This window comes from Hydrotalea sp. (genome assembly GCF_049968455.1).
Taxonomy (GTDB): domain Bacteria; phylum Bacteroidota; class Bacteroidia; order Chitinophagales; family Chitinophagaceae; genus Hydrotalea.
The window spans coordinates 22,274-35,119 of record NZ_JBMFQT010000018.1 but is presented as its reverse complement, the minus strand read 5'-3'; the positions used below and the strand labels follow the sequence as shown (position 1 = coordinate 35,119).

The following is a 12,846-nucleotide window of genomic DNA, read 5'->3' as shown; positions in this document are numbered from 1 at the left end:
TATTATATTTATATTTTTTTATGGCAATACCTCCTTTCGGCGTGGCATTTGATTTAGATGGCACTATTATTAACAATAACGATTATCATATAAAGGCATGGCAGGAATTTTACAAAAAAAGAAATTTACCCATGCTTACCAAAGAAGAATATTTAAAGCAGTTTAATGGTAAAACAAATGCAGATGTTTTAAAATATATTTTTGGGCCTGATATAGATGCAGCATCCATTAAAAGCCTAACTGATGAAAAAGAGGCCATTTATCGGGAAATTTATGCGCCTGATATTCAGCCTGTAAAGGGATTAATTCCTTTATTGAACACTCTTGCAGAAAAGAATATTCCCATGGTAATAGCTACTTCGGGTATTAAAGACAACATTGATTTTATGTTGCAACACATACCCATAGCACACTTTTTTAAAACTATTCTTTATTCGGTACATATTATGCATGGCAAACCGCATACTGAAATTTATGAAAAAGCAGCCCAGGCTTTAGGTTTACCACCCAATCAATGCATAGCATTTGAAGATGCGGTTGCAGGTATTCAATCGGCAAAATCAGCCGGTTTAAAAACTATTGCACTAACCACTACTCACGCTGTAAATGAATTGGCAATGGCCGATAAAATTATTACTGACTTTTCAGAAATAACATTTTTACAACTTCAGCAACTAGTGCATATATAACAAAATGTTTACTTTCATTCGGAATTACTTTTTATTAAGCACAGAGAAACCTTAGTTTTGGTATTGAATTTGACCTATTTTTAAACCAATTTTTTTGTATTAATAACCCATTGCTCTGAAAAGAACATTAACCATATTAAGGCGCAGTGTTTTCATTATAATTGCACTTATATTATTGGCCTTCATTGCCATACAAACCACTTTTGTTCAAAATTGGTTGGTAGGAATTGCTACCAAAAAATTATCGAAAGCATTAGGCAGTGAAGTGCGCATACAAAAAGTAAATTTTACACTTTTTAATAAAGTAAATTTAGACGGCACTTTAGTTTATGATAAACAAAAAGATACCCTTCTATATGCAGGTGCTTTGAAATTAAGAATCACCGACTGGTTTTTTCTAAAAGACTCTGCCGATTTGAAGTATATAGGTTTAGATGATGCCTATGTGAATATAAACCGAAAAGACAGTACTTGGAATTTTCAATATATCATTGATCACTTTGCTTCACCCAAATCATCCGGCAACAAAAATGGCATTACGCTAAATTTAAAAAAATTAGAACTTAATAATATTCGCTTTATTAAAAACGATGAATGGCGCGGGGAAAAAATGATTGCCCAATTAAATTCTTTATTGCTAGATGCCGACAATATAAATTTAAACAAAGGCATTTTTTCTATAAACCAATTAAACCTTGATAAACCTTTCTTCGAAATTATTGATATGCCTGCTTTAAGGCCCGATTCTATCAGAATAAGAGACCAACAAAGCAATACACCTGATACGGGTTTACAATTGAATACCGGCAATTTACTGGTACACTTAAAAAAATTGCATCTAAAAAATGGAACGCTTTCTATTCAAGGAAATCAAGATAAGCCATTACCCTATTTTGATGGAAGCCACATATACATTCATGGACTAACAGGCGACTTTAATAATATTAGTTTAATTAAAGATACGCTGAGATGCAATCTAACCCTTGCCGCGCATGAACGCAGTGGCATAGAAATTAAAAAATTAAGAACCAAATTAACCATCAATCCTCATATTATTGAATTAGCCGATTTAGACTTATTAACCAACAGAAGCAGATTAACGAACTACTATGCCATGAAGTTTAAACACTTTAATGATGATTTTAGTGAATACATTACTTCAGTAACTATGGTAGCTCGTTTTAATGATGCTTCTGTGAACACCGATGATATAGCCTACTTTGCTCCCGAATTGAAAGACTGGAAAAAACAAATTGTACTAAATGGACATTTCGATGGAACAGTAGCAAATTTTTCGGTGAATGACTTATTTAGCAGAGTTGGTAGTAACAGCTATATTAGTGGTAGTTTAGCCATGAAAGGCTTACCCGACCTGAACAAAACCACCATTCATTTTAATAATGGCGTTATTAAAACCAACTATAATGATATTACTTTTTTTGCACCTGTTGTAAAAAACATCAATGTACCAGACCTTACTACATTGGGCGATGCAATGTTTAAAGGAAACTTTAATGGCACTATTTACAACTTTACTGCAATGGGAACTATCACTTCGGGCTTAGGTGGTGTGGCTGCCGATGTTACCATGCAAATTCCACCCAAAAAAGACATTACCTATTCCGGTAATATTACCACGAATCATTTTAATATAGGAGAATTTTTACGCATTAATCAATTAGGTTATGTTGATTTTACGGGAAAAATTGCAGGTAGCAACTTTGCAATTGATAAAGTAAAAACACAAATTGAAGGTAAAATTGCTTCACTCGATTTTAATAGCTATACTTATTCAAACATTACTACAAATGGTACCTTCCAAAAAAAATATTTTAATGGTGAAGTGAAGATTGATGATCCCAACATGAACTTTAACAGTAATGTGGAAGTTGATTTGAGTAAACCGGATCCCAGCTTCAATATTTTGGGCGACTTGGTAAATGCCAATTTAAAAGTGTTGAATTTTTACAAAGATAGTTTGCAATTAACCGGCTTGTTGGATATTTATTTTACCGGTAAAACAATTGACCAGTTTTTAGGTAGTGCAAAATTTTTAAATGCCACCATTACCTCCGCGGATACGCAATTAAGCTTCGATTCGCTGAATGTAACTTCCGGATATGCTGCTGATTCAATTAAATTCCTGAGAGTAGGCAGTAATAATTTTAATGGAATGATTGCCGGTAAATTTACGATACTAGATTTACCAAATAGTTTTCAATCGTTTTTACATCGCTATTATCCTGCTTATTTCGAATTACCTTCAAATGTTGCACCAAATCAAGATTTTACGGTTAGCCTTAAAACAGATTACATAGAACCCTTATTAAAAATTTACGATAAAAAAATTGCCGGATTAAATGATATGAATATTTCCGGCCGTGTAAATACTGCAAATAGTTTGTTTCAACTGTCTGCTTCTATCCCCTACGCCAAGTATGATATTTATACCGTTTCGGGCATCAACATGCAATGCGTTGGCAACTACGATAGTTTGCTATTAAATGGCAATATCAGTGCTATTCAAATAAAAGATAGCCTTGCATTTCCTAACACACAAATATTAGTAAAATCGGCGAATGACAATTCAGTAGTGCATTTATATACCAGCACCAACAATGTTTTAAAAAATGTATATTTAAATGCGGATGTATTTACCCTAAATGATGGAGTAAGACTACACTTTAACCCTTCTTCCTTTATATTAAATGAAAAAAGATGGAATCTTGATAAAGAAGGGGAAATTGTAATGCGCAAAAATTTTGTATCGGCTAACAATGTGAAATTTATTCAAGGCTTTCAGGAAATTACTGTAGAAACCGATGAAGAAGAAGGCGGTAACACCAATAACCTAATTGTAAAACTTAAAAATATTTACTTGGGTGATATTACTGCACTGTTTTTAAAGAATCCCAAACTGGAAGGTATTACCAATGGTGAAATATACTTACGCGATTTTTACGGCCATTTTACTGCCGAGGCCAAACTTAACTCACGCCAATTTAGATTGAATGATGATTCAGTAGGCATTGTTAATATTGAATCAGTATTTGCCAGCAAGTCGGGAAAACTAGACTTTAAAGTAATAGCACCGAATAAAGAGTACAACATAAATGCGAACGGATACTATAAAACAAAAGATTCAACCAACAGACCTTTGTATGTAGACGTTCAACTGCAACACACAAAAATTAATTATGTAGAACAATTTATTGGTGACATTTTTAATAGAATTAAGGGGTATGGAACAGGTAATTTAATTATTCAGGGCAATCCTTCAGAGCCGGAACTAAGCGGCAATATTGTTTTAAAGAAAGCAGCACTGAATGTATTATACACACAAGTTTACTACACCATTGATTCTGCTAACATTGTATTTGAAAATGATGGCATAAACTTCAATGAATTTTATATAAAAGATAGTTTAAATAACACCGGTTTGGTAAAGGGTAAGCTTTATGAAAAAGGATTTACCGATTTGGCATTTGACTTTGATTTGTTTACCAACAAATTAATTATGCTAAACACAAAAGCCGTTGATAATAGCCAGTTTTATGGAAACGCTACGGGTAAAGCAACACTTAGCTTTAAAGGGCCTGAACAAAATGCACGATTAACCGTTATCGGCGATATTAATGAACCCTCGCACATATATATACCCAATACCGTTAGTAAAGAAAGTGGTGATGCTGATTTTATTGTTTTTAAAACCTATGGTACAGAAATGGTGAATGAAAACAAAAACAGCAACTTTAATTTATTGGTTGATTTAGATTTATCGGCCAACAACAAATTAAATGTCGATGTTATTCTAGATCCTCTTAGCGGTGATGTAATTAAAGCGAAAGGTAATGGTAGGCTTAGAATTAGAGTGGGTACTCGCAACCCTTTAACGATAAGAGGAAGATACAATATTGAAGAAGGTAGTTACGATTTTAACTTTCAATCATTCATTCGAAAACCCTTTATTTTAAAGTCTGACGCCGGTAATTTCATTGAATGGAATGGAGATCCTTTCAATGCCGACGTGCACATTGATGCCCAATACACTGCAGAAAACATTAGCGTGAATGATTTGATTAGTAACCAATCCGGACAATTTAGTGGAACTAGTCGTGCCTATCGGGGTACCGTTTACGTAGTTGCGGAATTACGCAACCGACTCAGTCATCCGGATATTTCTTTTAAACTAGATTTTCCACAGGGAAGCCCATTGAAAACTGACCCAACTTTCAGTGAATTCATCAATCGTATTGAAAACAACCAAAACGAAATGCTAAAGCAGGTTACATACCTAATTGTATTAGAGCGTTTTGCACCTTATGGTGATATTGGTGGAGCCAATACAACTTTTACTAACCTTGGCGTAAATACTATTTCGCAAATCATTACCAAAGAATTGAATAAAGCAGTATCGAATATTGTATATAAAATAACAAAAGACAAAAGCCTGAAAGTAGATTTAGGTACATCTGTATATAGCAGCAGCGATATTTTGTCAAGTGCAACGGGTGCAGGAATTGGTACAGGTTCGAATACGTTAGATAGAAGTCGCATTAATTTTAAAGTGGGCAAAAGCTTCTTTAACGATAATGTTATTGTAAGCTTTGGTGGTGATTTTGATTTTGGTATCAGTGCCGCAGCGCAAAGTGGCAACTTTCAATGGCTTCCCGATTTTAACCTGGAAATTGTTTTAACCAAAGACAGACAATTACGTGCCATTATATTTAGTAAAAACAGTCTTGATATTAATGCAGGTGCATTAGGGCGCACCAGCAGACAAGGTGCCGGTATTTCCTACAAAAAAGATTTTGAAAAAATATTCGGTAACCGCGAGAAAAACAAAACCTTACAGCCTCCCGCTTCCGACAGTACTTTGCACAACTAAATAAGATAAACTATAAAGCTATGGGTTGTGGTAATGCTTTACAGTTTTTCATTCTATATATATAAAAATAACGAACTATTTTTCCGCCCCGTATTTGCGGTATTACTTCCGGTTGCTCAATAACAGAAAAATATTGCGCAAAAGCTTCATTAGGATTGAAAGGCAAGTTTGAGGGCACAACACAATAGGCATCATCACCAATTTGCAAGGGCTTTCTATCTTTATTCAACCATGCAAATTTGTGAATTTCATCTAAGGGTCCAATGGCTAACACTCTGTGGCCTGTTATTCTATGCGTGTAATACTCTAAATGTCCACCCGGAAACATTTTTCCCACTATAATAGGTGCATCAGGCTTCATGATGCCTTTTGTAATATCATGTTCCATTAAAGTATCTAACTCATGGCTAAAATGATTCCAACCACTTACATCTAACGTTGGGCAATATTCCCCAAAGTTGGCCTTATCCTGACTACCTAAGTTAAAAGGCGCTAATTGAACTATTAATACACCTAATATTAAAACACCCAGCAATAAACCATAAGCCGTTTTTAAAAATGCAGGCACAACTTTTACCGATTTTTCTTGCAAATAAACAGCAGCAAAAAAATATAAAGGAATATAACCTGGACCACTCCAATGCGGCAACGTTGCATTGAATAAGGAAATACCCCAAAACAACGCAATCATGGGAATACTCATACAAACTAACCAAGTGTTAATGGCATTGTTGAAAATAACTTTTCGATTTTTAATGGTATAAATTAAAGCCACTACAATGAGTACAAATATCAACGGGTTTTGATAAGCAAATTCACCTAGCACTTCACGTAAAAAATCATCTATATGTAAGGACGTATGGGTAACCCTTTCAGAATGGTAACGATAGGTTATAAAATTATTTTGAACATTCCACCAAATTATAGGTACCACAAATAATAAACTGATGATTACACTTACATAAAATCGGTAATTCAACAGCCACTTAGGTCTTTTAATTAAAATAAATAATCCAAAACCGGCCCACAAATACAAACCATGTACTTTGCTGTATAAAGCCAGCCCAATCATTAATCCCAGCAAAAGCCACAATGTAAGCGATTTTTCTTTATTATTTATAATAAATACCGCCATGATGTATAGAGCAGCCGTCCAAAATATCATTTGTGGGCTATCGGGCATAATAAACATACCGGCAATAATAGCGGTATAAATGGCACAATTGTAAATAAGAGCAGCGTACCATCCTACTTTTTCATTCTTTAATAATTTTCCTGTTTTAAAAATAAATAGTGTGGCAATTGAACCGGATATGATAGCACCTAAACGCATACTTACATCGTTTACCCAATGCATATGTAAAGTAGATAATTCAATTAAAAATCCAACCATGGGAGGATGATCGAAATGATTCCAATCGGGCTGAATCGCATACATCCAATAATATGACTCATCAATACCCAATTCTACAAATAAAGAGAGGACTATTTTGATGACGATTGTGATAAAAATGAGTCGATAAACTAATTTGTTGTATGAAATTGCCTGCATGAACTTTATTTAATTCAGCAAAAATAATTGTTGTAATTGGAACAGACTCTTTTGTAAAAAATCAGTTTCTTCCCTCCCTATAAGAAGGTTCGCATAAGCAACACTACAATTTTCTTACTTTTGCACTTTCAATTCACCGTATTATTTTAAATAAAGTAGCCCCAACTGTTTGCAACTATAGCTATTACGTGCATTTGCATTGAAATTTGATAATATTCCAATAGCTGAATATATACATTATTTTCAAAGCAATAATGATTGAAGCAAATTAAATTAGTACAAACAGCTGGGCTAAAAAATAAAATTTACATGAAAGTAGATACCATGCGGGAAATAGATAGGTATGCGGGAGTCCCCCTTACTTTTCTATTGTCTATTGTAGCTTCTGTAGCCCAAATTTTTAGAAAAATTCCAGCGAAACCTAACTTACAGCGCACCCTTTTTATCGAATTATCGGAAATGGGTAGTGCTATCATTGTTGACCCTGCCATGCGGAAATTACAACAAGAAGCACAAGCAGATATATTTTTTGCCATTTTCAAATCGAATAGTAAAAGTTTGGAAATATTGAATACAGTTCCTGCTGATCATATTTTCAAAATGCGTTCGGAAAATATTTTTGTTTTAACAGTTGATGTTTTTCGGTTTATAGGTTGGTGCAGAAAGAAAAAAATAACAACTGTGGTTGATTTAGAATTATTTTCCCGATTTACCGCCATACTTACTTTTTTTTCAGGTGCATTATCAAGAGTGGGGTTTGCCAGTCCGCACGATGAAGGCTTGTATAGGGGGAACCTAATCAATTACCCGGTTCGATATAATCCGCATGTACACATAGCCGTAAATTTCTATTCATTAATTAATACTGCATTGGGTTATCATGATACTTTCTATTCCACTACCCCTGTTCATTTTAATGACATTCAATTACAAAAAGCAGCAATAGATGAAGAAGCAGTGCAACAAGTAAAAGCTAAAATAAAACAGCTTTACCCTGCTTACACCAATCAGCCGATTTACCTGTTAAATGTAAACGCATCTGACTTATTACCTCAACGCAAATGGCTACCAGAACGCTTTGCAGAAATTGCTGAATTATTATTACAGGCCGACAAAACTTGCATTGTATTGGCAACAGGCGCCGCAGCGGAGTATGAGTATGTAGCCAATGTTGTGAATATGGTAAATGATGAACGTTTTGTAAACTCTGCCGGCACCTTTAAATTTGAAGAATTGGTTCCTTTGTATTCAATAGCACAATTCATGCTAACCAATGATTCAGGCCCTGCCCATTTTGCCGCTGTTACTAATTTAAAAGTGTTTGTAATTTTTGGCCCGGAAACTCCGCATTTATATTTACCATTGGGTGGAAATGCCACCCCTATTTATTTGGGTTTACCTTGTTCGCCCTGTGTAAGTGCCACTAACCACAGAAAAACCACGTGTATTACCCGCCCCTGCATCAGTGGAATTCCTACACAAATGGTATGGGGTTATTTGCACAATTTTTTACAGCAACAAAAATTAGTATAAGTTGGTTGATTTAAAATAATGAAAAGTTTACTGTTCACTTAAAAACTGAACAGCCAAGTCATAGCCCTTTAAGCCCAAGCCAATAATGCTGCCTTTTGCTTTAGCACTTATGTGAGAAATTTTTCGAAAATCTTCTCTTGCATGTACATTTGAAATATGCACTTCAATAACGGGGGCTTTAATGGCGGCAATTGCATCGCCAATGGCTACGGAAGTGTGCGTATATCCACCCGGGTTTAATATGATACCATCATAGGTAAATCCATATTCTTGTAATGCATTAATTAATTCGCCTTCCACATTGCTTTGAAAATAGGTAAACATTATGTTAGGAAAATTACCTATTAACTGTTGCAAATAATCTTCAAAAGTTTGGCTACCATACACATCAGGTTCGCGCCTTCCCAATAAATTTAAGTTAGGTCCATTAATAATGGCAATTTTCATATTATGCAAATATTAATTGTTTTAAAATGGTCTTTGCAAATATTACAAAATAAAACCCATATTGCTAAAATAGTTTACAATATGGGTTAGTAGTGGTAAAGCAATAAATTTACTTAGTTTTTATGCTGTTGCACTAGTGCAATAAAATCGTCGAACAAATAACGAGAGTCATGTGGTCCCGGTGTTGATTCGGGATGATATTGTACACTAAATGCAGGTTTATTTTTTAAACGAATACCTTCAATACTTTCATCATTCAAATTGATATGAGTGATTTCTATATCCGGATGTGCTTTCACTGCATTGGGTTCTACTCCAAATCCATGATTTTGTGTTGTAATTTCCGATTTACCGGTAATTACGTTTTTTACCGGATGATTTAATCCTCTATGGCCATGGTGCATTTTAAAGGTAGGTATGCCATTGGCTAGTGCCAATAATTGATGACCCAAACAAATGCCAAATAAAGGTTTGTTTTCAGTTAATAAAGCTTTTACTGTTTCTACAGCGTAAGGCATAGCTGCTGGGTCACCTGGACCATTGGATAAGAAATAACCATCGGGTTTCATTTCCTGAATAGTGGCTATGGGTGTTTTAGCAGGAAATATTTTTAAATAAGCACCACGTTGTTCTAAGTTTTTTAAAATATGGTGTTTAACACCATAATCAATAACAGCAATTTTACAACTGGCTGTTTCGGGGTTCCCCATTTCATAAATTTCAGTGGTACTAACAGTACTGGCTAATTCCAAACCATTCATATCAACACAAGCATCTAACACCTTCTTTAATTCATTCAAATCGGTTATTTCTGATGAAATAACACAATTCATGGCACCTTTGGTACGAATATGTGTTACTAATGCCCTAGTGTCAACACCTTCAATAGCAACTATTCCATTTTGCTCCAAGTATTGTTGCAAGGAAGCTTCTGCTAAATAACGGCTATATTGTTCTTCTAAATTCCTACCAATTAAACCTTTAATTTTTATACTATTACTTTCTATGTCAGAACTTTTTACCCCATAATTACCAATATGCACATTATTCATAATAATAATTTGCCCTGCATAACTGGGATCGGTAAATACTTCCTGATAGCCTGTCATACCGGTATTAAAACAAATTTCTCCGGAGGTGGTACCTATTTTGCCAAAAGCAAAACCATGTAATATAGTACCATCGGCTAATAATAAAATGGCGGGGCGTTGTTCCTGGTTCATATTTAATGGAAATTGTTGTGCAAATAAAAATGTTTTATTGGTGTTTTACTGAAAAAAGTTTTCCTCAAATACGCGCAAACATAAAAAAAGCAAGACGGTAAAGTCTTGCTTTGATATTTTATTAAAGTATTCACTTATTCAGCGGCTTTATTTTCGGTTGAAGTTGCTTCCGGAGCGGCTGCTTCAGTTGAAGTGCTTTCAGTAGCTGCAGCTAAAGTTTCAGCAGCAGTTTCAGCAGATTTCTTAGGACGACCCCTTCTTGTTTTCTTAGCAGGTTCGGTAGCAGTTTTAACAGCTTTGCCATAAATTTCGTTGAAGTCTACCAACTCAATCATTGCCATTTCACCGTTATCACCGGGACGAATGCCTAACTTAATAATACGAGTATAACCACCGGGACGAGAAACTATTTTAGGTGCAACAACTGTAAATAATTCTTTTACTGCTGCTTTGTTGTTTAAATAGCTGAATACAACTCTATGCTGATGGCTAATTTGTTCTTTTGTTTCACCCTTTTTAGTTTTTGTTAATAAAGGCTCAACATAAGTACGTAAAGCCTTAGCTTTAGCTAAAGTAGTAACAATGCGCTTATGTGTAATTAAGGCGGTGGCTAAGTTGGCCAAAAGCGCATCTCTGTGTGCTTTTTTACGGCCTAGGTTTTTAATTTTGTCTCCGTGACGCATGACTTTTAAATTTTGAAGCTTATACCGTGTCAGGAATTATAAGCTGTGAATAAATTGAAATGTTTATTCGAACATTTCTGTTTTAGTTATCAAGATTATCTAATCCTAATTTTTGTAAATCCATTCCGAAGTGTAATCCTCTTTCGTGTAAAACTTGCTCAATTTCAGATAAAGATTTTTGACCGAAGTTTCTAAACTTCATTAAGTCTTCTTGTTCGTATTGAACCAATTCACTTAATGAGTTAATTTTAGCAGCCTTCAAGCAATTAAAAGCACGTACAGAAAGATCTAAATCTTCCAAAGGAGTTTTCAATACTTTACGTAACTGTAAAACTTGTTCATCAACTACATCCTCTTTCTTATCTTCTTTATTATCGAAAGTTATATTTTCATCGGTAATAATCATTAAGTGCTGAATTAAGATGCGGGATGCTTGCTTAACAGCTTCTTCAGGATGAATTGTACCATCAGTAGCAACTTCTAAAATTAATTTTTCGAAGTCAGTTCTTTGTTCTACACGATAGTTTTCAATAGAATAGCGAACATTCTTTATAGGTGTGTGAATGGAATCGATGGCAATGTAACCGAAAGCTGCATCTTTAGGTTTATTTTCTTCAGCAGGTACATAGCCACGACCTTTTGCTATAGTTAATTCAATGTCTAATTTTGCGGTAGTATCCATGGTGCAAATAACCAAATCAGGATTCATTACCTGAAAACTGGCAGTTGCAGCACCAATCATACCTGCGGTAAATTCAGTTACACCTTTTACAGACAAGGTAACTTTTTCAGAGGTAACATCTTGATCTGTTGTACGTTTAATTCTAACTTGTTTTAAGTTAAGAATCATTTCAGTAACATCTTCAGTAATGCCTTTAATGGTAGCAAATTCGTGATCTACTCCATCAATTTTAATACCTACAATGGCAAAACCTTCTAAGCTACTTAATAATACACGACGCAAAGCGTTACCAACAGTTAAACCATAACCTGGTTCAAGTGGGCGAAATTCAAATAAGCCTTCGAAATCTGTTGCTTTTTGTAAAACAATTTTATCGGGCTTTTGAAAGTTTAATATGGCCATATTAAAACTTGGTTTTTATTTTTCATCAATCTTAATACAAGATTGAAAAATTTGGTTTGTAAGAATGTGCTGAAAAAATTATTTAGAATACAATTCCACAATTAATTGTTCTTTGATGTTTTCTGGAACCGCTTCTCTTTCAGGGTAGGTAATGAAAGTACCTTTTTTCTCGGTTTCATTCCAATCTAACCAGCTAATCTTGGCATTTTTTCCGCGAACCTTGCTGGTAATGGAAGAGTTTACAGCACTTTTAGCTTTATAGCCAATAATATCACCGGGTTTGCATATATAGGAAGGAATGTTCATGGTTTCACCATTCACAGTAATGTGTTTGTGAGCAACCAATTGACGAGCCTCAGGACGAGAAGCCGCTAAACCTAAACGATAAACTGTATTGTCTAAACGAGCTTCTAATAATTTAATTAAATTTTCACCTTTTACACCTTTCATACGTGAAGCTTCATCGAAGTGTTTGCGGAACTGACGTTCTAAAACACCATAAGTATACTTGGCCTTTTGCTTTTCTTTTAACTGTAAAGCATATTCGCCTAAAGTTTTACGCTTCTTAGAAGCACCGTGTTGCCCAGGAGGATTACTGTTTTTGTCTAAGTATTTGGCATTTCCTAAAATGGGTTCGCCAAACTTTCTGCAAATTTTGGTTTTTGGACCTGTGTATCTTGCCATAATGAATAAAATTTGTGATTTTTTGATGACGAACAAGTATCATTAAAAATCTAAAATCAATAC

Annotated in this window: 9 protein-coding genes; 3 read left to right on the top strand and 6 right to left on the bottom strand. The window is 34.6% G+C overall.

What is annotated here, in order from left to right; all coding sequences use genetic code 11:
• The first annotated feature begins 20 nt into the window (after positions 1-20).
• Together ACP5P5_RS11955 and ACP5P5_RS11950 are read left to right on the top strand one after the other, a co-directional pair.
• Positions 21-689 carry an HAD family hydrolase gene (locus ACP5P5_RS11955; protein ID WP_428286347.1) on the top strand — a complete coding sequence of 223 codons (669 nt, stop codon included), beginning with the start codon at positions 21-23 and terminating at the stop codon, positions 687-689.
• A 175-nt stretch (positions 690-864) separates the two neighbouring features.
• Positions 865-5,577 (top strand): translocation/assembly module TamB domain-containing protein, encoded by a 4,713-nt coding sequence (locus tag ACP5P5_RS11950; protein ID WP_428286346.1) that lies wholly within the window; start codon positions 865-867, stop codon positions 5,575-5,577.
• A gap of 10 nt (positions 5,578-5,587) precedes the next feature.
• Here ACP5P5_RS11950 and ACP5P5_RS11945 read toward each other — a convergent pair whose 3' ends face one another.
• The gene (locus tag ACP5P5_RS11945; protein WP_428286345.1) at positions 5,588-7,129 is read right to left on the bottom strand and encodes an ArnT family glycosyltransferase; all 1,542 of its coding nucleotides are present in this window, start codon (positions 7,127-7,129) and stop codon (positions 5,588-5,590) included.
• Positions 7,130-7,438: 309 nt separating this feature from the next.
• Between ACP5P5_RS11945 and ACP5P5_RS11940 the strand changes: the two genes are divergently transcribed.
• Positions 7,439-8,662 (top strand): glycosyltransferase family 9 protein, encoded by a 1,224-nt coding sequence (locus ACP5P5_RS11940; RefSeq protein WP_428286344.1) that lies wholly within the window; start codon positions 7,439-7,441, stop codon positions 8,660-8,662.
• 27 nt (positions 8,663-8,689) lie between these two features.
• On the opposite strand, the gene aroQ is transcribed toward ACP5P5_RS11940, so the two are convergent.
• From aroQ to rpsD, 5 genes are all read right to left on the bottom strand, one after another.
• Positions 8,690-9,109, bottom strand: coding sequence for a type II 3-dehydroquinate dehydratase (gene aroQ / locus ACP5P5_RS11935; protein ID WP_428286343.1), 420 nt, complete (start codon positions 9,107-9,109; stop codon positions 8,690-8,692).
• Between the two features lie 113 nt (positions 9,110-9,222).
• Positions 9,223-10,332: a glutamine-hydrolyzing carbamoyl-phosphate synthase small subunit gene (carA, locus tag ACP5P5_RS11930; RefSeq protein WP_428286342.1), complete on the bottom strand. Its 1,110-nt coding sequence runs from the start codon at positions 10,330-10,332 to the stop codon at positions 9,223-9,225.
• A 134-nt stretch (positions 10,333-10,466) separates the two neighbouring features.
• The gene (gene rplQ, locus ACP5P5_RS11925) at positions 10,467-11,015 is read right to left on the bottom strand and encodes a 50S ribosomal protein L17 (RefSeq protein ID WP_428286341.1); all 549 of its coding nucleotides are present in this window, start codon (positions 11,013-11,015) and stop codon (positions 10,467-10,469) included.
• A gap of 82 nt (positions 11,016-11,097) precedes the next feature.
• The gene (locus tag ACP5P5_RS11920) at positions 11,098-12,099 is read right to left on the bottom strand and encodes a DNA-directed RNA polymerase subunit alpha (RefSeq protein WP_428286340.1); all 1,002 of its coding nucleotides are present in this window, start codon (positions 12,097-12,099) and stop codon (positions 11,098-11,100) included.
• 78 nt (positions 12,100-12,177) lie between these two features.
• Entirely contained in the window at positions 12,178-12,783 is a 606-nt protein-coding gene (gene rpsD, locus ACP5P5_RS11915; RefSeq protein WP_428286339.1) for a 30S ribosomal protein S4, read from the bottom strand.
• Between the last annotated feature and the right edge of the window lie 63 nt (positions 12,784-12,846).

Bases quoted from the DNA above. Each gene is read 5' to 3' on its own strand.
- carA (WP_428286342.1), bottom strand. From the start codon at position 10,332: ATGAACCAGGAACAACGCCCCGCCATTTTATTATTAGCCGATGGTACT.
- ACP5P5_RS11940 (WP_428286344.1), top strand. From the start codon at position 7,439: ATGAAAGTAGATACCATGCGGGAAATAGATAGGTATGCGGGAGTCCCC.
- ACP5P5_RS11920 (WP_428286340.1), bottom strand. From the start codon at position 12,099: ATGGCCATATTAAACTTTCAAAAGCCCGATAAAATTGTTTTACAAAAA.
- ACP5P5_RS11955 (WP_428286347.1), top strand. From the start codon at position 21: ATGGCAATACCTCCTTTCGGCGTGGCATTTGATTTAGATGGCACTATT.
- rpsD (WP_428286339.1), bottom strand. From the start codon at position 12,783: ATGGCAAGATACACAGGTCCAAAAACCAAAATTTGCAGAAAGTTTGGC.
- aroQ (WP_428286343.1), bottom strand. From the start codon at position 9,109: ATGAAAATTGCCATTATTAATGGACCTAACTTAAATTTATTGGGAAGG.
- rplQ (WP_428286341.1), bottom strand. From the start codon at position 11,015: ATGCGTCACGGAGACAAAATTAAAAACCTAGGCCGTAAAAAAGCACAC.
- ACP5P5_RS11945 (WP_428286345.1), bottom strand. From the start codon at position 7,129: ATGCAGGCAATTTCATACAACAAATTAGTTTATCGACTCATTTTTATC.